At 48.1% G+C, this 19,975-nt stretch carries 23 protein-coding genes and 7 tRNA genes; 23 read left to right on the top strand and 7 right to left on the bottom strand.

Translation table 11 applies throughout. The annotated features are described in order from the left end of the window. The first annotated feature begins 14 nt into the window (after positions 1-14). From lolB to ychF, 8 genes are all read left to right on the top strand, one after another. Positions 15-620 (top strand): lipoprotein insertase outer membrane protein LolB, encoded by a 606-nt coding sequence (gene lolB, locus FBQ74_RS10700; RefSeq protein WP_139756667.1) that lies wholly within the window; start codon positions 15-17, stop codon positions 618-620. Continuing rightward, on the top strand, positions 608-1,486 hold the full coding sequence (gene ispE, locus FBQ74_RS10705) for a 4-(cytidine 5'-diphospho)-2-C-methyl-D-erythritol kinase (RefSeq protein ID WP_139756668.1): 879 nt from the start codon (positions 608-610) through the stop codon (positions 1,484-1,486). The genes lolB and ispE overlap by 13 nt, the downstream gene beginning before the upstream one ends. 7 nt (positions 1,487-1,493) lie before the next feature. After that, a tRNA-Gln gene (locus tag FBQ74_RS10710) sits at positions 1,494-1,569 on the top strand. 40 nt (positions 1,570-1,609) lie between these two features. After that, complete coding sequence (locus FBQ74_RS10715; RefSeq protein WP_232372013.1) at positions 1,610-2,548, top strand: ribose-phosphate pyrophosphokinase; 939 nt, start codon at positions 1,610-1,612, stop codon at positions 2,546-2,548. A 173-nt stretch (positions 2,549-2,721) separates the two neighbouring features. After that, positions 2,722-3,087, top strand: a complete 366-nt coding sequence (locus FBQ74_RS10720) for a hypothetical protein (RefSeq protein ID WP_139756670.1) — start codon at positions 2,722-2,724, stop codon at positions 3,085-3,087. Positions 3,088-3,246: 159 nt separating this feature from the next. Next, positions 3,247-3,897: a 50S ribosomal protein L25/general stress protein Ctc gene (locus FBQ74_RS10725; RefSeq protein WP_139756671.1), complete on the top strand. Its 651-nt coding sequence runs from the start codon at positions 3,247-3,249 to the stop codon at positions 3,895-3,897. Between the two features lie 6 nt (positions 3,898-3,903). Then, positions 3,904-4,497: an aminoacyl-tRNA hydrolase gene (gene pth, locus FBQ74_RS10730; RefSeq protein ID WP_139756672.1), complete on the top strand. Its 594-nt coding sequence runs from the start codon at positions 3,904-3,906 to the stop codon at positions 4,495-4,497. 23 nt (positions 4,498-4,520) lie between these two features. Continuing rightward, positions 4,521-5,612 carry a redox-regulated ATPase YchF gene (gene ychF, locus FBQ74_RS10735; protein WP_139756673.1) on the top strand — a complete coding sequence of 364 codons (1,092 nt, stop codon included), beginning with the start codon at positions 4,521-4,523 and terminating at the stop codon, positions 5,610-5,612. 63 nt (positions 5,613-5,675) lie between these two features. On the opposite strand, the gene FBQ74_RS18950 is transcribed toward ychF, so the two are convergent. From FBQ74_RS18950 to FBQ74_RS10745, 4 genes are all read right to left on the bottom strand, one after another. Further along, positions 5,676-5,849: a hypothetical protein gene (locus FBQ74_RS18950; RefSeq protein WP_168190650.1), complete on the bottom strand. Its 174-nt coding sequence runs from the start codon at positions 5,847-5,849 to the stop codon at positions 5,676-5,678. A 33-nt stretch (positions 5,850-5,882) separates the two neighbouring features. Then, positions 5,883-6,035, bottom strand: a complete 153-nt coding sequence (locus FBQ74_RS18955) for a hypothetical protein (protein ID WP_168190651.1) — start codon at positions 6,033-6,035, stop codon at positions 5,883-5,885. A 10-nt stretch (positions 6,036-6,045) separates the two neighbouring features. Beyond that, positions 6,046-6,174 carry a class IIb bacteriocin, lactobin A/cerein 7B family gene (locus tag FBQ74_RS10740; protein ID WP_139756674.1) on the bottom strand — a complete coding sequence of 43 codons (129 nt, stop codon included), beginning with the start codon at positions 6,172-6,174 and terminating at the stop codon, positions 6,046-6,048. Positions 6,175-6,340: 166 nt separating this feature from the next. After that, positions 6,341-6,760, bottom strand: a complete 420-nt coding sequence (locus tag FBQ74_RS10745; protein WP_139756675.1) for a hypothetical protein — start codon at positions 6,758-6,760, stop codon at positions 6,341-6,343. A 176-nt stretch (positions 6,761-6,936) separates the two neighbouring features. Here FBQ74_RS10745 and FBQ74_RS10750 point away from each other — a divergent pair, with 176 nt between their 5' ends. The 8 genes from FBQ74_RS10750 (at position 6,937) to FBQ74_RS10785 (ending at position 10,299) form a co-directional block, all read left to right on the top strand. Continuing rightward, positions 6,937-7,791 carry a peptidylprolyl isomerase gene (locus tag FBQ74_RS10750; protein WP_139756676.1) on the top strand — a complete coding sequence of 285 codons (855 nt, stop codon included), beginning with the start codon at positions 6,937-6,939 and terminating at the stop codon, positions 7,789-7,791. A gap of 204 nt (positions 7,792-7,995) precedes the next feature. Beyond that, positions 7,996-8,072: transfer RNA gene (locus FBQ74_RS10755), tRNA-Met, on the top strand. A gap of 35 nt (positions 8,073-8,107) precedes the next feature. Continuing rightward, positions 8,108-8,192: transfer RNA gene (locus FBQ74_RS10760), tRNA-Leu, on the top strand. 4 nt (positions 8,193-8,196) lie between these two features. Further along, positions 8,197-8,272 (top strand) — tRNA-Gln (locus FBQ74_RS10765). Between the two features lie 40 nt (positions 8,273-8,312). Continuing rightward, positions 8,313-8,388: transfer RNA gene (locus FBQ74_RS10770), tRNA-Gln, on the top strand. 47 nt (positions 8,389-8,435) lie between these two features. After that, a tRNA-Met gene (locus FBQ74_RS10775) sits at positions 8,436-8,512 on the top strand. 105 nt (positions 8,513-8,617) lie between these two features. Continuing rightward, positions 8,618-8,693, top strand: a tRNA-Gln gene (locus tag FBQ74_RS10780). 145 nt (positions 8,694-8,838) lie between these two features. Further along, entirely contained in the window at positions 8,839-10,299 is a 1,461-nt protein-coding gene (locus FBQ74_RS10785; protein WP_139756677.1) for an alanine/glycine:cation symporter family protein, read from the top strand. Positions 10,300-10,331: 32 nt separating this feature from the next. Here FBQ74_RS10785 and FBQ74_RS10790 read toward each other — a convergent pair whose 3' ends face one another. Continuing rightward, positions 10,332-10,901, bottom strand: a complete 570-nt coding sequence (locus FBQ74_RS10790; protein ID WP_139756678.1) for a carboxymuconolactone decarboxylase family protein — start codon at positions 10,899-10,901, stop codon at positions 10,332-10,334. A 111-nt stretch (positions 10,902-11,012) separates the two neighbouring features. Between FBQ74_RS10790 and FBQ74_RS10795 the strand changes: the two genes are divergently transcribed. Further along, entirely contained in the window at positions 11,013-11,600 is a 588-nt protein-coding gene (locus tag FBQ74_RS10795; RefSeq protein ID WP_139756679.1) for a TetR/AcrR family transcriptional regulator, read from the top strand. On the opposite strand, the gene FBQ74_RS10800 is transcribed toward FBQ74_RS10795, so the two are convergent. Beyond that, the gene (locus tag FBQ74_RS10800; RefSeq protein ID WP_139756680.1) at positions 11,590-11,769 is read right to left on the bottom strand and encodes a hypothetical protein; all 180 of its coding nucleotides are present in this window, start codon (positions 11,767-11,769) and stop codon (positions 11,590-11,592) included. The genes FBQ74_RS10795 and FBQ74_RS10800 overlap by 11 nt on opposite strands. Further along, entirely contained in the window at positions 11,769-12,950 is a 1,182-nt protein-coding gene (locus tag FBQ74_RS10805; RefSeq protein ID WP_139756681.1) for an FAD-dependent monooxygenase, read from the bottom strand. The genes FBQ74_RS10800 and FBQ74_RS10805 overlap by 1 nt, the downstream gene beginning before the upstream one ends. Positions 12,951-13,245: 295 nt before the next feature. Here FBQ74_RS10805 and miaB point away from each other — a divergent pair, with 295 nt between their 5' ends. Genes miaB through FBQ74_RS10835 form a run of 6 tightly spaced genes read left to right on the top strand, consistent with a single transcriptional unit; the run spans position 13,246 to position 19,961 of the window. Next, entirely contained in the window at positions 13,246-14,682 is a 1,437-nt protein-coding gene (gene miaB / locus FBQ74_RS10810) for a tRNA (N6-isopentenyl adenosine(37)-C2)-methylthiotransferase MiaB (RefSeq protein WP_139756682.1), read from the top strand. Between the two features lie 27 nt (positions 14,683-14,709). Beyond that, the gene (locus tag FBQ74_RS10815; RefSeq protein ID WP_139756683.1) at positions 14,710-15,768 is read left to right on the top strand and encodes a PhoH family protein; all 1,059 of its coding nucleotides are present in this window, start codon (positions 14,710-14,712) and stop codon (positions 15,766-15,768) included. After that, positions 15,765-16,250 carry an rRNA maturation RNase YbeY gene (gene ybeY, locus FBQ74_RS10820; protein WP_139756684.1) on the top strand — a complete coding sequence of 162 codons (486 nt, stop codon included), beginning with the start codon at positions 15,765-15,767 and terminating at the stop codon, positions 16,248-16,250. Before FBQ74_RS10815 ends, ybeY begins: the two co-directional genes overlap by 4 nt. A 21-nt stretch (positions 16,251-16,271) precedes the next feature. Further along, positions 16,272-17,129 (top strand): CNNM family magnesium/cobalt transport protein CorC, encoded by an 858-nt coding sequence (gene corC, locus FBQ74_RS10825; protein ID WP_139756685.1) that lies wholly within the window; start codon positions 16,272-16,274, stop codon positions 17,127-17,129. Between the two features lie 23 nt (positions 17,130-17,152). Next, the gene (lnt, locus tag FBQ74_RS10830; protein WP_232371906.1) at positions 17,153-18,646 is read left to right on the top strand and encodes an apolipoprotein N-acyltransferase; all 1,494 of its coding nucleotides are present in this window, start codon (positions 17,153-17,155) and stop codon (positions 18,644-18,646) included. Between the two features lie 37 nt (positions 18,647-18,683). Continuing rightward, positions 18,684-19,961, top strand: a complete 1,278-nt coding sequence (locus FBQ74_RS10835) for a Xaa-Pro dipeptidase (RefSeq protein ID WP_139756686.1) — start codon at positions 18,684-18,686, stop codon at positions 19,959-19,961. The last annotated feature ends 14 nt before the right edge of the window (positions 19,962-19,975 follow it).

The following is a 19,975-nucleotide window of genomic DNA, read 5'->3' on the forward strand; positions in this document are numbered from 1 at the left end:
ATCGATTTTTTCTTATGTCCTTACGCTTTTTTTCTTTTCTGCTCTGCCTTTTTATTATCGGAGGTTGCACTACCTTACCTGACGGACCGGAAGAATCTGTTAATTTACCCGCGCAACTTGCTGCCTTGAAAGATGTAAGGCAATGGAAAGCGTCCGGCAAAATGGCGATCAGGCAAAATAATGAAGCGGTAAGTGCCACATTAAACTGGCACTACGACGACCCCAATTTTGAATTCAGACTCACGAACTTACTGGGCATCACTCTGGTAGATTTGCGTTACAACGCTGGCGCTGCGGTACTAAAAGCTGATGATAAAGTCTTTGAAGGCGACGACCCGCAACAGGTTATCGCGCAGGTCACGGGCTGGCAGCTTCCGGTTCAACGTTTGCTTGACTGGATGAAAGGACTGCCCGGCCCGACTGACCAATATCAATTAAACGAAAAGCAATTGCTGCAGTCACTTGCTCCCGGCCCCTGCAGCGGATGTGGTGAGTGGACTGTCAGTTATTCAAATTACGGGCAGGTAAACAATGTCTGGCTGCCTCATGCGCTTACGCTGACGAATACGCAACAATCCAATACATTTATAAAAATCAGAATCGATAGATGGACACTGTAGTCATGCCGCAGTCATGGTGGCCCAGCCCGGCTAAACTCAACCTTTTTTTACATATAACCGGTCGCAATGCTACGGGCTATCACGAGCTGCAAACATTGTTTCAAATGCTTGATACCGGCGATCGTCTGGCCTTCGACATTAACGATAACGGTATTATCGCCATGTCTGAGTCGCTGCCAGGCGTGCCTGATGAAGACAACCTGGTAGTCAAAGCGGCCCGCCTGCTGGCCAGACATACGGGCTCAGAGCAGGGAGCCACAATCTATATTGATAAGCAATTGCCCATGGGCGGCGGTATAGGCGGTGGCTCTTCCAATGCGGCAACAACGCTGGTAGCACTGAATCATTTGTGGAATTGTCAGTTAAGTGAAGATGAACTTGCGCATATCGGACTGCAACTAGGTGCTGATGTGCCCGTGTTTATTCACGGTAAAACAGTGTTTGCTGAAGGCATAGGGGAAAAGTTTTCACCCGTTAGCGTGCCTGCAACCTGGTATCTGATTGTAAACCCGGGTGTCCACGTAAGTACCCCGGCAATATTCGGCGAGCCCGATTTGCCACGCCAGACGCCACGTATTCAGTGGTCAGACTATCGTTATGAGTCTACGCGTAATGATTGTCAGGAAATTGTGTGTAAACGCCATCCCGAAGTTGCAAAATTATTACAGTGGTTGGTACACTACGCCCCGTCGCGGATGACGGGCACAGGGGCGTGCGTATTCGCCACTTTTAGTGACCAGCAGGAAGCCCGGGATGTACTGGCAAAATTGCCCGCTGACTGGACTGGCTTTGTGGCTAAAGGTGTTGCTGAGTCGCCTTTGCAATTAAAACGACAAGAAGTGAATACCGCTCCGGACAACATGTAATTACAATTGGGGTATAGCCAAGTTGGTAAGGCAGCGGGTTTTGATCCCGCCATCCGTAGGTTCGAGTCCTGCTACCCCAGCCACCTCTATTTTGAATGCACTGAGGAAACACTTGTGCCAGATATGAAGCTCTTTGCAGGTAACGCCGTACCAGAACTTGCCCAGAAAGTTGCCGATCGTCTCTATACCAAGCTTGGAAACGCCAGCGTTGGCCGCTTCAGTGACGGTGAAATCAGCGTAGAAATTCATGAAAACGTCCGTGGCTCGGACGTTTTTATTATCCAGTCTACGTGCGCCCCCACTAACGATAACCTGATGGAACTGATTGTGATGATTGATGCACTGCGCCGCGCTTCGGCAGGTCGTATCACAGCAGTTATGCCCTATTTCGGTTACGCCCGCCAGGATCGTCGCGTACGTTCTGCACGGGTGCCTATTACGGCAAAAGTGGTCGCAGATTTCCTGTCAAATGTTGGTGTGGATCGTGTTCTGACCATAGATTTACACGCTGAGCAGATTCAGGGATTCTTTGACGTTCCTGTAGATAACGCGTTTGGTACGCCTATTCTGCTTGCCGATATGATGCGACGTGAGCTTGCTGACCCGGTTGTTGTGTCACCAGACATTGGTGGAGTTGTTCGGGCGCGTGCAACTGCAAAACTGATGAACGATACCGACCTGGCGATTATTGATAAACGCCGGCCAAAAGCTAACGTTGCTCAGGTAATGAATATTATCGGTGATGTGAAAGACCGTGATTGTATAATTGTGGATGACATGATTGATACTGGCGGTACTCTGGCCAAAGCCGCTGAAGCGCTTAAAAGCCACGGGGCGCGACGTGTTTTTGCGTATGCTACCCATGCTATTTTCTCAGGCAATGCACCACAGAATCTGCGCGAGTCAGTTATTGATGAAATCATTGTAACTGACAGTATTCCGCTGAATCCGCAGATGAAGAAAATTGGAAAGGTTAAGCAGCTGACCTTATCAGAGATGCTCGCCGAGACGATTCGTCGCATTAGTAACGAAGAGTCTATTTCGGCAATGTTTGAATATTAACGTTGTCCGAACAGGCGAAAAAGGCGAAGTTTCTTAACTTCGCCTTTTTTAATGCGCCCCTTTTTGTAGAACCTGCTATATGGCTAGATGCATAATGAACAAGACAGCGCATTCATTGTCTATTCAGGCAGCGTTGTGCATCATGTAAATTCGTCAATCACAGGGATATCGTTATGAAATACGCAGTGTGGATGTTGCCACTTATGCTGCTGTCACTTAATGCATGCAGTCAACAGCAGTCAAATGCAGAGCCCATTGAGAAAGAGCAAACTATGCAGTCTAAGTCACAAGAGATCTCCGGTACGCTTATTTACAAGAATTTAGAAGGTGGCTTCTACGGTTTTGACTCGGATGATGGGAAAAAATATACCCTTCGAAATCTGGCGCCGGAATTCAAAAAGAACGGAATAAAGCTTCAGGTAAGCGGCCGTGTCAGAAACGATATAATGACCTTCACCCAGTACGGCGATGTTTTTGACGTCGAAAATGTTAACGTTCTGGATGAAAGCGGAATAAAACCAAAGAATAATGAGCTTTAATCGGTGCCAGTGTTTGTCACACCTTAAGTTCGGTGGTAGAATTCGCCGCCCTTAAATTTTAGGGTCACTGCAGTTTTGCTTTTAAAGCTTGCAGTACGCGATGTGCTTTTGGTCGCGGAAGCGCATTTACGATCAACTATTTAATTTTGGAGACATTCAATGTCTGACACTATTTTTTCTTTGGATGCCAGCGTCCGTACTGATAAAGGGAAAGGTGCGAGCCGCCGCCTGCGTCGTGCTGATCTGGTACCTGCGATTCTTTACGGTGGTAACGAAGAGCCAGTATCTTTAACGCTTGATCACAACAAAGTAAACAACTCTGCTGATTACGAAGCGTTTTACTCTCATGTTCTGACTCTGAACATCGACGGTAAAAAAGTTGAAGCTCTGGTTAAAGACATGCAGCGTCACCCGTTCAAACCTAAAATTACGCACATTGATTTCCAGCGCGTAGTTGCAGGCGAAGACGTTCACACTAATGTTCCTCTGCACTTCATCAATGCAGACAAAAACGACGCTATCAAAGCTGGTGGCATCGCTGAGCATCACCTGAACGAAATCGAAATCACCTGTCTGCCAAAAGATCTGCCTGAGTATATCGAAGTAGATATCGCTGATCTGGAAATGGACGGTACTGTTCACCTGTCTGACGTTAAACTTCCTAAAGGCGTAAGCTCTGTAGAGCTGGCTAAAGGCGATGAAGATCACGACCTGACAGTTATAACAATTAAAGCTGCTCCTAAAACACCTGTAATTGACGCTGAAGAAGCTGAACGTGAAGGTGAAAGCGAAGAAGGTAACGAGGAATAATCCCTCTTGACTGATATTCGTCTTATTGTGGGCCTGGGTAATCCAGGCCCCGAATACGAACAAACCCGCCATAACGCAGGCGCCTGGTTTTTAGAAGAACTGGCCGCACGCTACAATACATCGTTGACACCAGAGTCCAAATTTTTTGGTAAAACAGCACGAATCACAGTGGCTGGTCAGGATGTCCGTTTGCTCTACCCCAGTACATTTATGAATAAAAGTGGTCAGGCTGTAAGTGCACTGGCAAATTTTTATCGTATTGAACCAGAACAAATGCTGGTCGCATTTGATGAACTGGATTTACCACCGGGTATCGCGAAATTTAAACAAGGCGGTAGTTCAAGCCAGAATGGGGTACGAGATATCGTCGCCCGGATGGCAAACAACAAGAATTTTTTACGCTTACGCATCGGGATAGGTCATCCAGGACATAAGTCCCGGGTCACTGGTCATGTATTGGGTAAGCCCGCGGCAGATGAGCGTACAGCAATGGAATCAGCCATTGATGAAGCTGTACGATGCACCGATATTCTGCTCAGCGAAGACTTAAAAGCAGCGCAAAACCGGCTTCACTCCTTTAAAGCCGAACTCTCCAAATAAACTAATCGATACAAGAGGCTAGCATGGGTTTCAAATGTGGTATCGTCGGCCTGCCAAACGTAGGTAAATCGACGCTATTTAACGCGCTTACCAAAGCGGGCATCGAAGCAGCAAATTTTCCGTTCTGTACCATTGAGCCCAATACTGGGGTTGTCCCTGTTCCGGATCTTCGTCTGGACAAACTGGCCGCCATCGTAAATCCACAACGGGTGATTCCTACCACCATGGAATTTGTTGATATCGCCGGCTTGGTCGAAGGTGCATCAAAAGGTGAAGGTTTAGGTAACAAGTTCTTAGCTAACATTCGTGAAACCGATGCAATCGGCCATGTTGTTCGCTGCTTTGACGATGAGAATATTGTCCACGTGGCTGGTAAAGTCAGTCCTCAGGATGATATTGACGTTATTAATACCGAGCTTGCACTGGCAGATTTAGAAACCACTGAAAAAGCATTACATCGCGTTGCTAAACGCGCGAAAGGTGGCGATTCTGAAGCCAAGTATGAGCTGAAAGTACTCGAAAAAATTAAGCCTCACCTTGATGAAGGCAAGCTGCTGCGCGCATTAGAACTTGAAAAAGAAGAGCTGGCGGCAATCAGTTATATGAATATGCTGACACTCAAGCCAACAATGTATATCGCCAATGTTAACGACGATGGTTTTGAGAATAACCCTTATCTGGATCAGGTCCGTGAAATAGCAAAGGGTGAAAACGCCGTAGTCGTCGCTGTATGTGCTGCAATTGAATCTGAAATTGCAGAACTGGACGATGATGAGCGTGATGAGTTTATGCAGGATATGGGGCTCGAGGAGCCTGGTCTGAACCGCGTTATTCGTGCTGGTTATAACTTACTTACCCTGCAAACCTACTTTACCGCAGGTGTAAAAGAAGTCAGAGCCTGGACATATCCTGAAGGCTCTACCGCGCCTCAGGCCGCTGGTAAAATTCATACTGACTTCGAAAAAGGTTTCATCCGCGCCGAGATTGTCTCCTATGACCACTTTGTGGAGCATAATGGTGAGCAGGGTGCGAAAGATGCCGGTAAGTGGCGTTTGGAAGGCAAAGATTATATCGTCAAAGACGGTGATGTTATTCACTTCCGCTTCAACGTTTAAGCCTGAATTGATTGGGAAAAAGCCGCTGCATGTTATCAGCGGCTTTTTTGTATCAGATAGTCGCTATTGCGATTGCCCCTGTCTCTCTCGTCTACTGCCATCACTGTGAATCAGCATATACAACCCGCCGGCGGCAATAATGGCTCCGCCAGCAATTACGACGGTCTGTTTTTGATCCAGTAATAATGGCAATGAAAAAGCGTAGCTCAGACATATCAGACAAAATAAAAGTCGCATCAGTGACTCCTGTTAATAGTGTACCGAAAAGCGTTAGCTAACGCTTTTAGCAGCAAATGCGACACCATACAGTGCACTGCCGGCCGCAATGCCATAACCCACGCCCTTTCCAAAAGCGATTAGGGCCGGAACAAAAAAGATGCCCCCGCCAATCGCTTCACAATCGGCTAATGTTAGCTCCTTCATGTCTGTCTCCTTACTCAAAAGCGCCAGAGCCGTATCCCACAGCCAGCATAACCAGGTTAAGCCCAACATCAATACCGATTAACACCGGTATAATGCCACCATTTACATCATGCAATTCAGAAGCTGTCAGCGTCTGCATATTACTCTCCTTAGTATTAAGTTAACCGTTTTGCAGCTTCACGCTACCCGATTACTGTAAAGCGAATTGAATATGCAGAACACTGAACTTATGCACTGATTGAAAGGTCCGCGCGAGCAGGCAACCAAATCCATTGTGGCGCCTTACCGTTCGCGGTATAGCTACACTAACGCGCCCGTATCAGCTCGATGATATGGTGAGTGTCTGCCAGAACGTGCAATAACCTTCCATCCACATAAAGCGTAATAATGCCGTCATTGCGATCAATAATGCGGCCACGCCGAAAATGTCGGTCACTTAGGTATCTGCCGGTTCCGCGAATATAGTGATAGGGCTCGTGGCGACGCTCTATTACCACCACCCGGTCGCGTTCCCGATAACGTGAGTGATGCTTCTTGCCATAATAACGTCGGTCATCATAGCGTCGGTCGTAATTAGAATGGTGGTGTGAGGTTTTGTGACGCTTTTCTAACTTATGATTTTGCTTATGGTGGCCATCGGCTTTTGCATGACCGGGAGGATCAGCCATAACGGGTAACGCGATAAGAGCAGACATTATTAACAGTATCGACGTAAGTGGTTTCATTTTCTGTCTCCGGTGATTTCTTGCAAAGCCACTTTAGCAATCTGAAAATGAATGCAACTTGAACAAAGCGACGCTGCCCCGAAGCAGTCAGGTTCAAAATGCGTTAAGAGCTGGCTGATGGTCAAAAAGGCTTGTGATAAACTGCAAAATATTTTGCTGACAAATTATAAGCTTTTATGAGAAAACTCACCCTGCCAGGCTTCTTGCTGGCTGTGCTTGTTGCGCTGCCCTTTGCATCATCTGCCAATGACAACGACTTTTATTATGAGGTACCTCAATCTGATTTAGTCTACCTGCAAACTAATCAGGGGAGCGTCATCATCGCCCTGACCGATAGTGTTGCTCCTGCTCACGCAGACAGGTTTAGAACACTGGTTAAGCAGCGCTTTTACAATAACCGGTACTTTTACCGGGTAATAGAAGGTTTTGTGGCGCAGGCAGGCACCAATGGCACGCACAAACAGAATGATAGTACTGCGCCATTGCCCGGTGAATTTACTGCCAGCTCGGTAGAAGGCTTTTATGAGGTGGAGCGCCCTGCCCCGTTTGCGCCAGTCAGTGGATTTATTAATGGCTTTCCGGCGGCCACAACGCCGGACAGGCAGCGGTACTGGCTCACTCATTGCCCGGGGATGGTAGCCATGGCCCGGGATAATAAGCCTGATACCGGCAGTACCGAGTTTTACATCGTACTGGGACAAGCCCCTCGCCATCTGGATCGCAATATGTCGGTGTTTGGACGGGTCGTTTATGGTATGGATGTGTTGCAACAATTACCCCGTGGGGAGCGCAGCAATAACGGGGTACTGAAAGACTTTTCCGAAGACAGTGAACTGATAGATGCAAAAATGGGGGATGATGTGCCGGCTTCACGTCGCAAACAGGTACGCATTCAACTGCCGGGTCACAGTGAATATGAAAAAAAGGTCAGCCAGGCGCGCTCACTGGATAACTCTTTCTTTGTAGATGATGCCTTAGCACCCCGGCCCCTGGACATTTGCTATTATCAAACAGACGTAGAGGTTAAATAACGCGCGAATTAATCAGTTACTAAGCAATCACTTAGGAATTAGAAAGCGTCAGCACGCTGATAATTTCGCCCTGAAATTGCTGTTTTCAGGCTTTCTAGTATATATTCTGGTCACTTGGCAAAAGATAGTAAAAAAGGGGTTGACTGCCCCCCTGCATATTCGCATAATACGCGCCACTTCCTGAGAGGGAAGAGAAAAAAGTGAGGCTACGTAGCTCAGTTGGTTAGAGCACATCACTCATAATGATGGGGTCGCAAGTTCGAATCTCGCCGTAGCCACCAATTTTCTTGTTTATCTCTCAGTGATGTCTGACTGCGCGGGAGTGGTGGAATTGGTAGACACGCTGGATTTAGGTTCCAGTGCTTCACGGCGTGAGAGTTCAAGTCTCTCCTTCCGCACCACAGTTGGGGTATAGCCAAGTTGGTAAGGCAGCGGGTTTTGATCCCGCCATCCGTAGGTTCGAGTCCTGCTACCCCAGCCATTTTCTATATAATTACGCGTTTCGTTGCGTGGTTATCAACTGGGGTATAGCCAAGTTGGTAAGGCAGCGGGTTTTGATCCCGCCATCCGTAGGTTCGAGTCCTGCTACCCCAGCCATATACTGAAACCGGTCACCGACCGGTTTTTTTTATCAGCAAGTGTCCGGCTACGTAGCTCAGTTGGTTAGAGCACATCACTCATAATGATGGGGTCGCAAGTTCGAATCTCGCCGTAGCCACCATCTTCTTACTACAGAAGTTTCACTCGCTGTTATGTTGGTCTCACGCTGACAACTACTTTCGGTGCTTCTTAGCGTTTCGTTTATACTCGCTTTAGGTATCACAACTGGGGTATAGCCAAGTTGGTAAGGCAGCGGGTTTTGATCCCGCCATCCGTAGGTTCGAGTCCTGCTACCCCAGCCATTCTCTTTTTTTGTATCCCTTCCAGACACTTTTTTTATTAGTTATACGATTATCCGTTACAGAATAGTGACGGCGCTACTTTCGCATCTGTCTATGCGTGGTAATATGCTGGAAAATAATAAAATTATTTCCTCAAGGATATGCTGTGATAGACACGATTGTTGCCGCCGTGAACAACGTACTGTGGGGCGAAGGACTAGCCGTAAATGCTGATTTACCCGTTCTTGGCCCAGTGGATATTGCCACAGGCCCGCTTCTCATCTACATGCTGGTATTTTGCGGTATCTGGTTCACCGTAAAACTGGGTGGCGTTCAGTTTAAGCACTTTTTCTACATGTTCTCTGTTATGAAAGGCAGTACGCGTTCAACAAAAGAGGGAATAAGCTCTTTTCAGGCCTTGTGTACAAGCCTTTCTGCCAGGGTCGGAACCGGCAATCTTGCCGGTGTCGCCGTCGCCATATCATTGGGCGGCGCCGGCGCCATTTTCTGGATGTGGATGATAGCGCTTATCGGCATGGCAACCGGCTTTGCTGAAAGCGTACTCGGCCAGCTGTACAAAGTGCGCGACGATAATGGGGAGTTTCGTGGCGGGCCGGCCTATTATATCAAGCAGGGACTGGGTAAAACCTGGCTTGCTGTGGCGTTTTCATTGTGCCTTTTCTTAGGGTACGGCTTCGTATTCAGTGCTGTTCAGGCAAATACTATCACCGATGCACTGGAGAATGCGTATGCTATCCCTACCCTGTATTCAGGCGTGGCAATTATCGGACTGGCTGCATTAATCGTTGTTGGCGGCTTGCGCGGCATTGCCCGGTTTGCTGAACTGGCTGTTCCTTTTATGGGTGTCGGCTATATTCTGGTCGCACTGGTAGTAACGGCCATCAATATTACCGAAGTCCCGGCTATGTTGGGTCATATTATATCCGCCGCATTTGGCCTTGAGGAAGCCGGTGCTGGCGTTTTAGGCGCTGCCATTAAAAATGGTATTCAGCGTGGCCTATACTCAAACGAAGCGGGTTCAGGTAGCGTTCCCCATGCAGCAGCAGGCGCTGCACCTAATCCGAACCATCCGGTTTCCCAGGGTTACGTTCAAATGCTGGGCGTCTTTTTTGACACGATTATCTTATGTACCTGCACAGCATTTATTATCCTGCTTGCGGGTAGCGAAAATGCAGCAGAAGGTATGGGCGGTATAGGTCTGACACAGGATGCGCTCCGCATTCATATCGGGGCATCAGGTACAGATTTTATCTCTGCGGCTATCTGTTTGTTTGCATTTACCTCGGTCGTTGCTAATTATGCCTATGGGGAAAGTAACCTGCACATGTTTCGACTGGACAACAAGGTAGGCAGACTGGCATATACTGCAGGCTATCTGGGAATGATTTTATGGGGCTCGATGGCGGCGCTACCCACGGTTTGGGCAATGGCGGATATGGCATTAGGGCTTATGTCAGTCATTAATATCATCGCAATTATCTGGATGACGCCGACTATAGTCTCTATCAGTAAGGACTATTTCGCTAAACGACAACGTGGCGAACGTCCGGAATACAAACAAGGTGACTGTGCTATTCAGGGCAGTACAGAAGATGATATCTGGTAAAAAGAAGGCGGCTGATTGCCGCCTCTTACCCGTTATACTTTCTCAGGGTTCCACTTATACTTCTCAAATGGCTCATCTACCGGCGTGTTTGCCAGGTGGTTGGTATAGTTGCTCATTACTTTTTGCGACAGTATAAGCACTATTTCCAGTAATTGCTGACGATCATAACCGACATTGAAAAACTCACTTAATGAATCATCGTCAATCCGGCCGCGATTACGGGTAACTGAAAGAACCGCGTTCTTTAGCACATTAAGCTTATTATCACTTAATGTTTCATCGTTTCTGAGCGCTTCGATCAGCGCATCATCTACACCCATATTTTTTGCAATTCCGGTATGCGCCGGAACACAATAATGACACTCATGTTCAACGTTGACCGTCTGCCATACCACGGTCAGCTCTTCTTTGTTAAACGATGTATCCTGCGCCAGGGCATGAAGTTTCTGATATCCCTCTAACAGGGTCGGCGCCTCTGCCATAATGCCGTGCAAATTCGGAATCATTCCGAAGTCTTCTTTCGATGATTTTAATAATGATTTCGCTTTTTCAGGTGCGCTTTGCTCATCATGGATTGTGTACTCAGACTTATTTTCAGACATGTATCATACCTGCTATTTCGTGAATGTAAGTCTATATATGGGTTTACTTGAACAATCGTTCAAGTGACAATGAAAAAATATTTGATTTAATTTCGTAGCGACAGGTGTCCGGTGTCTGATCAACCAAACGAAGTACTTGATAAAGCGACAGAATTGTTCTGGGAAAAAGGCTACCAGGCAACAAGTATGCGCGATGTTCAGAAGAAACTGGATATGCGTCCGGGCAGTCTTTATGCCAGGTTTCCCGGAAAATCAGCCCTGTTCGTACAGGTTATTCAACATTACGCATCACAGCTACGCAGACGCCTGGAAAACATTTCTAACCAGACGGAGCTGTTGTCTGCAACGCACGCATTTTTCTCAGAGGAGCTGTTGCGCCCCGGCAGTAAGCGATACCAGCGTCAGTGTTTACTGATAAATGCGATGGCAGAACGTTCGAAACTGGGCGTGGATGCTACCAAAGCTTTGGATGAGGCATTAACGGAAATTGAAAAAGGCTTCACGACGCTGGTCACTGCATTGCAAAACAAGAAACAAATAAGTACCGCTGTGCCCGCGATGGTAATTGCTACCTGGTTGCAGACACAGTTTATCGGTTTGCGTCATAGTGCTTACCGGGCCAGCAATGATGAGGCCATCAACTATTTTATCGACAAACTCATGCTGGATCTTCAGGGGCAGTGGCCTGCTATCCTCTGAACATCATCATCACAAGCTGAATTACCAGGCTTATCATAATTAATGGCCAAATCCATCGTGATATTTTAGATGCGGTTTCACTACTGACCCGCATGTTTGAGCGTTCTATCAGCGGAATAATGATGAATAACGCTAAAAACAAAATTCCCAGAATAATCAGAACTTCCATCACTGGATCCCCATCGCGTATTTAAGTACCAGACGCTTAGCAGGTATCGCACGCTGCGCCACACTAAGCATTTTGTTACGCAACCATTTGACGGGCGGATTATCGTTACTGAATAACCAGTAAAAGCCGTCCATTGCGCTCATCATAGCCAGGTTATCTCTGCGCCTGACCGGCTCGTATTGTCGTGTCAGCAACTCTCCCAGCGTATCGGTTCCATCACATGTATCAATCAGATTCAGCAGCAGGGCAACATCTTTAAAACCAATATTAACGCCCTGCCCGGCCAGCGGATTGATCGTATGGGCAGCATCGCCAATCAGAATTGCCTGATATCTGACGTACTGCTGAGCGTGCATACGCGTCAGCGGAAATGCAGCCTTATCGACAATTGAAAAGCTTCCGGCATGAGCCGGAAACGACTCAGTAATGCGTTGCTTAAGCTTATTATTGTCCAACCGGCTCAGGTTTTTGATTGTTTTGGCACTGTCGTACCAGATAAAAGAGCCGATGTTATCGTACATGGGTAAAAAGGCACGCGGTCCACTGCTGTGAAACTCCTGCCACGTCCAGTCGGCTACCGGCTTATCAAGTTTCACGATGATACCCAGCGCATGCTGTTCGTATTGCCACCCGCTGACACCGATACCGGCTTCACGACGAACCAGCGACTGGGCACCATCTGCGCCAATAACCCACCGTGCGCTAATTGTTTTGTCGGTGGACAGCAGCACACTAGCGACGGTTTCATCATTCTCAGGCTGGTTGAACTGTATAGAAGACGGGGCAGCGTTAATCAGTGCAAGTTTTTCATTATGTTTACTTTCCCGGGCAGCCTGCAGGCAAGCCAGCTGAATCAGTCTGTTTTCAATGAAATAGCCCAGTGTGTCAGTATCGGCCATGGTTGCATCGAAATCGGTACGTGCACCACTTTCCTCCCATACCGATAAGCGGTCATAACGGCGAATTCGGGAGGCCGGGATATGCTGCCAGGCACCCAGTTCCTTCAACAGTCTGGCCGATGCCAGTGAAATCGCCGAAACACGTAAGTCCGGTGGCTGTTCCGGGTCAAATTGTTCAGGCAACCTGGGTTCTAACAATGCAACAGAATATCCCTGTCGAATCAAACCCAGCGCTGTTGCCGCGCCAGTCATTCCTGCGCCGTTTACACAAAAATCGTACATACGCTCTCCTGCCGTTTACACCTGCATTATGTCCTAATCCAGACAAGGAGTCATGGACTGTTGCTCGTCGCAACGGTGTTGATATTGAAGATTTAATTCAGCGGATTGGTGAATCGCTGGGCAAAGCGCTTTAAAACAGGTAAAATACGCGGCTATTTTGAACATCTACCGACACCCGCCAGTTGCAGGAAACTATGTGAGTAAAAGCACCTTCGGGTCTTCACTTCAAACATATTGATTCTGTATTTCCAAACATCGCTGCGTGCCGGTATTCCAACATTGTATTGTAGTGGCTATGACTAAGAAGCTGTATATCAAAACCTGGGGCTGTCAGATGAACGAGTATGACTCGGACAAGATGGCCGACTTGCTGGATTCCACGCACGGATATGCGCGCGCTGAAGAACCGGAAGATGCAGATGTAATTTTGCTGAATACCTGTTCTATTCGTGAAAAAGCACAGGAGAAAGTGTTTCATCAGTTAGGTCGCTGGAAACACCTCAAAAAAGACAAGCCTGAACTGGTTATCGGCGTCGGCGGTTGTGTCGCCTCACAGGAAGGTGATGCTATCCGCCAGCGCGCGCCTTTTGTCGACCTGGTTTTCGGCCCGCAAACGCTGCATCGTCTGCCTGAGATGATTAAGCAGTTGCATGGCGGCGCAAAATCGGTGGTTGATGTCAGCTTTCCTGAAATTGAAAAGTTTGACCGCCTGCCCGAGCCCAAAGCTGTAGGACCGACAGCATTTGTGTCCATTATGGAAGGTTGCTCAAAGTATTGTAGCTTCTGCGTAGTGCCTTATACCCGTGGTGAAGAGGTCAGTCGACCGCTGGATGACGTTCTTCTGGAAGTGGCTCAACTGGCTGAACAAGGTGTACGTGAAGTAAACCTGCTTGGACAGAATGTAAATGCGTATCGTGGCGAGCAGGATGATGGCGGTGTTTGTCGTTTCTCAGAATTGCTGGAACTGGTTGCCGCAATCGACGGAATCGATCGTATCCGTTATACAACGTCACATCCGGTTGAATTTACCGACGATATTATTGCTGTGTATGAAACGGTGCCTGAGCTGGTTGATCATCTCCACCTGCCTGTGCAAAGCGGTTCGGATCGAATCCTGAACCTGATGAAGCGCGGTCATACTGCGCTGGAATATAAGTCGCGCATCCGTAAACTGCGCAAGATTCGCCCGAACATCAGCATGTCGTCTGATTTTATTATTGGTTTTCCCGGTGAAACCGATGCCGATTTTGAGGCAACCATGGATCTTATTCAGGCAGTTGATTACGACCTGAGCTTCAGCTTTATCTACAGCGCACGTCCGGGCACACCGGCTGCGGATGCGGTTGATGATGTGAGCGAAGAGGCTAAAAAGCAGCGCTTGTACCTGTTACAACAGCGTATCAACCAACAAGCCCTGCGTATCGCCAGAAATATGGTGGGTACAGAGCAACGAATTCTGGTTGAGGGCCCCTCAAAAAAGAACCCGATGGAGCTGTCCGGGCGTACTGAAAACAATCGTGTAGTCAATTTTGAAGGCTCACCGGATATGGTTGGTGAATTTGTCGACGTTAAGATAACTGATGTGTTTACCAATTCACTGCGTGGCGACGTAGTTCGTCGCGAGAGTGATATGGGGTTGCGTGTAGCCGTTTCGCCCCAATCTATCACAGCAAAGCATCAGGCATCGCAGCCTGATTCTCTGGGCGTGGGTCAGTTTGTCCCTTCGGCCTGAACACTTATTTGCGAGGATTAAAGTAGCTTGAGTAATTTGGTAAGTAACGAGTTTGTACTGGAACCTGCCGATAACAAACGGTTATCGGTGTTATGTGGTCCGTTTGACGATAATATTAAGCAAATTGAGCGTCGACTGGGTGTTGAAATCACCTACCGGAATAATGCATTCAAGGTTCTGGGCGAGGATTCCCAGTCGAATGGCGCAGCTCAGTTACTCAAAAGTCTTTATGTAGAGACCCAACCGGTAAAAGGCCAGCCTGCTGAGTTAACGCCCGAGCAGGTTCATCTGGCAATACAGGAATCCCGGGTTCTGGAAAAAGACAGCAGCGGCGCGGCCTATGGCAGCGAAGTAAATATCAAAACCAAGCGAGGCGTTATCAAGCCGCGCAATCCGAATCAGAGTCAGTATGTGGCGAATATCGTCAATCATGACATCACGTTTGGTATCGGGCCGGCTGGTACGGGTAAAACCTACCTGGCAGTTGCTGCAGCGGTAGATGCTCTGGAGCGCCAGGAAGTACGCCGTATTTTGTTAACACGCCCTGCCGTTGAAGCCGGTGAGAAACTGGGCTTTTTGCCTGGCGATTTATCTCAGAAAGTCGATCCGTACCTGCGACCTCTTTATGATGCCCTGTTCGAAATGCTGGGCTTTGAAAAAGTTGAAAAGCTGATGGAACGCAACGTGATTGAAGTTGCACCACTGGCTTACATGCGCGGACGTACATTAAATGATGCTTTCATCATTCTTGATGAAAGCCAGAACACCACAACTGAACAGATGAAAATGTTCCTCACCCGTATCGGCTTTAATTCTAAGGCGGTGGTCACGGGCGATATCACACAAATCGATTTGCCTCGCGGCGCCCGTTCAGGACTACGTCACGCAATCGATGTGCTTAAAGAGGTTAACGATATTTCCTTCAACTTCTTTACGGCAAATGATGTTGTTCGCCATCCGGTGGTGGCCCGCATTGTTCAGGCCTATGAAACGTATGATACGCAGCAGGAAGCGTTGAAGCAGGCAAAAAAAGAACAGGCACTGAAAGAACAGCAACAAGCCAGTGATGATTCCGGCACCTCATGACGGCACTGATAGACATTCAAATGGCTTTTGACGGCGATGATAACATCGCCGCCGATATTCCCTCACCAGAAGACCTCCAGCGCTGGGCAGATACTGTTTTTGCATATCTTGCTCTCAACGACCAGGAATTTACTGCCCGCTTTGTCGATCGTACTGAATCACGTACGCTGAATCATCAGTACAGGGGCAAAGACAAACCTACCAATGTGTTGTCTTTTCCTTTCGAATCTCCCCCTGGCATAGAATTGCCCTTATTGGGCGACCTGGTCATCTGCGCGCCGGTAATCAGTGAGGAAGCACAGGAGCAGAACAAAACTGTACGTAATCATTATGCCCATATGATTGTTCACGGCATTTTGCATTTACTGGGTTATGACCATATTGATGAGGCTGAAGCCCGGCAAATGGAAGCACTTGAAATTCGGGTTTTAGCTGAATTAGGCATTGACGACCCTTATCAAGACGATTACTTTGACCATTGACTAATAAATTAAACGGATACTATGAGCGACGATAATCCCCACTCTACCAACGGCTCTGCGCAAAAAAGTTGGATCGACAAAATCAAACTGACATTTTCCGGAGAGCCGAAAAGTAAGGAAGACCTGGTAGAGGTTATCACCGAAGCCGAGCAGCGCGAAGTCATTGACCCACAGACCCGGGAGATGATTGAGGGCGTGATAGGTGTTAACGACATGCGTGTCAGAGACATCATGATCCCTCGCACCCAGATGACGACTATTGATATCGACCAGAAAGTGGAAGAGTTTCTTCCGATTATGCTCGAGTCCGCCCACTCCCGCTTCCCTGTCATAAGCGAAGATAAAGACCACATCGAAGGCATTTTGCTGGCCAAAGATTTGCTGGCCTATATGTTTAACTCTGAACAGGAGTTCAGCTTAAAAGCGGTTATTCGTCAGGCGGTCATCGTCCCCGAAAGTAAGCGTGTTGATGTCTTGTTGAAAGAATTCCGCCAGCAACGCTACCACATGGCCATCGTAGTTGATGAATATGGTGGGGTATCGGGCCTGGTAACTATCGAAGATATTCTTGAGCTGATTGTTGGTGAAATTGAGGATGAGTACGATACCGAAGAAGACGGTACCGACGATATTCGTCCTTTAAATAAATATACGTATTCAGTTAAAGCATTGACGCCGGTAGATGAATTCAATGAGTTTTTTGAAACCAGTTTCAGTGAAGAAGAAGCCGACACCATTGGTGGTATCGTACTAAAAGCGTTTGGTCATATGCCCGCCACTAATGATGAAATATCCATCGGCGATATTCATTTCAAAGTTACACATTCAGATAAACGTCGTCTGGTACAGCTTAAAGTGACCATCCCCTCACTGGAGTAATTGTTCTGAACGCGTTACTTTCTGTGGCTCTGCTAATACTTAGCGGGGCCAGTCTCACATTCGCCTTTTCTCCCTTTTACGCATGGCCTGTTACCTTTCTGGCTGTGGTTATCGCTATTCGGCAACTTCATATACGTCCTGTTTCGGGCTTTTCAACCGGATGGTGGTTTGGCCTTGGGTGGTTCGGGGCTGGAATCAGTTGGGTACACGTGAGTATCGCCACGTTTGGGGGGATGCCGCTCATTGCTTCGATTGGAATAATGGCCCTGCTATGTGCGTACCTGGCACTCTTTCCTGCTCTGGCCTTTTACCTGACTAAACGTTTCTTTACCCCCGCCTTGTGGCCCATGTCACTGCCAGCTATCTGGTTTATGACTGAGTGGCTGAGAAGCTGGTTATTAAGTGGGTTCCCGTGGCTGTCACTAGGATACAGCCAGCTGGATAGTCCGCTGGCAGGCTGGTTTCCGGTTATTGGTGAAACAGGGGTTACTGCACTGATAGTATTGTTATGCACAGCTACGGCAATATGGACATTCAGCAAAAGGATATTGCCTGTAGCACTGTTAGTCACTGTGACAGCAATAAGCGGTATTGTATTAGACCAGCACCGGTGGGTGACAACCACAAAAGAACACACTGTCAGCATGGTACAGGGGAACATCGAACAATCAATTCGATGGCAGCCTGAGCAGGATGCGCCGACCATGGCAATGTATAGATCGATGACGACACCGTTATGGGACAGTGACATTGTCATCTGGCCTGAAGCTGCGGTACCCAAACTGGAATACCTGGCAAACGGTTATCTGCATGCACTGGACGAAAAAGCCGCAGCCACTGATACTGCCTTGATAACCGGCATTGTAGATTATAACTTTGAAACCAAAAACTCCTGGAACACAATGATTGTACTGGGGGCGAAGTCTGCCGGCGAAAACGGTCACTATCGTTATGGCGGAAGTAATCGTTATCAAAAGCACCACCTGCTGCCGGTAGGTGAAGTGGTCCCCTTTGAAAGTATTCTTCGCCCTCTGGCTCCGCTATTCGATTTGCCAATGTCATCATTCTCCAGAGGCGGCTTTGTTCAGGAAAATATTGTTGCTAATGGCGTACATATGGCGCCGGCGTTGTGTTTTGAAATCGCTTTTCCTCGCCAGGTATCAGCCAACGTTCATCAGGATACCGGTATGATCATTACCGTAAGTAATGATGCCTGGTTTGGTGAGTCTCATGGCCCCGCCCAACACTTACAAATTGCGCAGGTGCGGGCAAAGGAAATGGGCCGCCCCGTAGTCAGGGCTACGAATAATGGCATCACCGCTTTTATCGATGATGCCGGCAATATTACCAGCCGCTTACCTCAGTTCGAACGTGGCAGTATTACTGAAACCGTACCGGCTACCACCGGTTTTACGCCCTATCGCTTTTTAGGGGAGTGGCCGATGGTCGTTGTGCTATTGATAAGCCTGGCCACCGCGCTGTTTTTGCAGCGCACATCAAAGCGCGACCACAACTAGATACCGTTTTTTAACTTCTCTGCGATCGGATTGCATTATGCGCTATTTTATAAGTCTGTTTTTATTAATTGTTTCACTGCCTGCTATCTCTGCTTCTCTGGTGGTCACGGCTGACCGGATGCTTGATGTAAGCAGCGGCAAGCTGATTAATAATGCAGTGGTAGTCATAGATGAAAACACGATAAGCCAGGCAGGAAGTGCGAATGATGTCACTTTTGATTCGAGCGACCGTGTTATCCGTCTTGGTGATGCGACCCTATTGCCCGGACTCATGGACATGCATGTACACCTCACCAGCGATGCTGCGACGCATGGTTACAAGCGATTAGGCGTATCTGTGCCCCGTGCAACGCTTAAAGGCGTCAAGCATGCTAAAGATACGCTTCGTGCAGGATTTACCACCGTGCGCAACGTGGGGGCGCCAGGGTTTGCTGATGTCGCTCTTAAAGAAGCCATCAACGCAGGAGAAATAACCGGACCGAGGATGTTCGTTGCCGGCCCCTCTCTTGGCGTAACAGGCGGACATTGTGACAATAACCTGTTGCCCTTTGAGTATAATCAAAAAAGCGACGGCGTTGCTGACGGCCCCTGGGAGATTCGCAAAGCGGTTCGCCGTAATATCAAATACGGTGCGGACCTTATCAAGTTTTGTGCAACCGGCGGTGTGTTGTCCAAAGGCACGAAGGTAGGCGCGCAGCAGTATACACTTGAGGAAATGCAGGCGTTAGTACAGGAGGTCCACCTGCGCGGTCTCACCGTCGCGACCCACGCCCATGGAACTGCTGGCATAAAAGCGGCAATACGCGCAGGTGTAGATTCTGTAGAGCACGCCAGTTTGCTTGATGATGAAGCCATCAGCCTTGCTGTCGAAAACAACACCTACCTGTCCATGGATATTTATGTCACCGAGTATATTCTTAGTGAGGGTAAAGCAGCAGGTATCCTCGAGGAAAGTCTGGCTAAAGAACGCAAGGTCGGAAAGGCGCAGCGAGAAAGCTTTAAAAACGCCGTCGAATCAGGCGTTAAGATGGTATTCGGATCGGATGCCGGGGTCTATCCGCACGGTGATAATCCGCGACAGTTTGCCAGAATGGTAGAATTTGGAATGACGCCCGTGCAGGCTATACGTGCAGCAACAATAAACGCTGCAACATTACTCAAGCAGCAAGATAAGCTTGGCAGTATAGAAAAAGGAAAGCTGGCAGACATCATTGCGGTTCCCGGCAATCCTTTGCAGGATATAAAGGCTATAGAAAGTGTCTCGCTGGTAATTAAGAATGGTGAGGTAATTAAACAGCCCGCCGCCTCTCGCTGAATATCTGTACCACC

It is taken from the genome of Salinimonas iocasae, assembly GCF_006228385.1.
Classification (GTDB): domain Bacteria; phylum Pseudomonadota; class Gammaproteobacteria; order Enterobacterales; family Alteromonadaceae; genus Alteromonas; species Alteromonas iocasae.

Excerpts from the sequence above, each read along its gene's own strand:
- lolB (WP_139756667.1), top strand. The coding sequence starts at position 15 with ATGTCCTTACGCTTTTTTTCTTTTCTGCTCTGCCTTTTTATTATCGGA.
- ispE (WP_139756668.1), top strand. The coding sequence starts at position 608 with ATGGACACTGTAGTCATGCCGCAGTCATGGTGGCCCAGCCCGGCTAAA.
- FBQ74_RS10715 (WP_232372013.1), top strand. The coding sequence starts at position 1,610 with ATGAAGCTCTTTGCAGGTAACGCCGTACCAGAACTTGCCCAGAAAGTT.
- FBQ74_RS10720 (WP_139756670.1), top strand. The coding sequence starts at position 2,722 with ATGAAATACGCAGTGTGGATGTTGCCACTTATGCTGCTGTCACTTAAT.
- FBQ74_RS10725 (WP_139756671.1), top strand. The coding sequence starts at position 3,247 with ATGTCTGACACTATTTTTTCTTTGGATGCCAGCGTCCGTACTGATAAA.
- ychF (WP_139756673.1), top strand. The coding sequence starts at position 4,521 with ATGGGTTTCAAATGTGGTATCGTCGGCCTGCCAAACGTAGGTAAATCG.
- FBQ74_RS18950 (WP_168190650.1), bottom strand. The coding sequence starts at position 5,849 with ATGCGACTTTTATTTTGTCTGATATGTCTGAGCTACGCTTTTTCATTG.
- FBQ74_RS18955 (WP_168190651.1), bottom strand. The coding sequence starts at position 6,035 with ATGAAGGAGCTAACATTAGCCGATTGTGAAGCGATTGGCGGGGGCATC.
- FBQ74_RS10740 (WP_139756674.1), bottom strand. The coding sequence starts at position 6,174 with ATGCAGACGCTGACAGCTTCTGAATTGCATGATGTAAATGGTGGCATT.
- FBQ74_RS10745 (WP_139756675.1), bottom strand. The coding sequence starts at position 6,760 with ATGAAACCACTTACGTCGATACTGTTAATAATGTCTGCTCTTATCGCG.
- FBQ74_RS10750 (WP_139756676.1), top strand. The coding sequence starts at position 6,937 with ATGAGAAAACTCACCCTGCCAGGCTTCTTGCTGGCTGTGCTTGTTGCG.
- FBQ74_RS10790 (WP_139756678.1), bottom strand. The coding sequence starts at position 10,901 with ATGTCTGAAAATAAGTCTGAGTACACAATCCATGATGAGCAAAGCGCA.
- FBQ74_RS10800 (WP_139756680.1), bottom strand. The coding sequence starts at position 11,769 with ATGGAAGTTCTGATTATTCTGGGAATTTTGTTTTTAGCGTTATTCATC.
- FBQ74_RS10805 (WP_139756681.1), bottom strand. The coding sequence starts at position 12,950 with ATGTACGATTTTTGTGTAAACGGCGCAGGAATGACTGGCGCGGCAACA.
- miaB (WP_139756682.1), top strand. The coding sequence starts at position 13,246 with ATGACTAAGAAGCTGTATATCAAAACCTGGGGCTGTCAGATGAACGAG.
- ybeY (WP_139756684.1), top strand. The coding sequence starts at position 15,765 with ATGACGGCACTGATAGACATTCAAATGGCTTTTGACGGCGATGATAAC.
- corC (WP_139756685.1), top strand. The coding sequence starts at position 16,272 with ATGAGCGACGATAATCCCCACTCTACCAACGGCTCTGCGCAAAAAAGT.
- FBQ74_RS10835 (WP_139756686.1), top strand. The coding sequence starts at position 18,684 with ATGCGCTATTTTATAAGTCTGTTTTTATTAATTGTTTCACTGCCTGCT.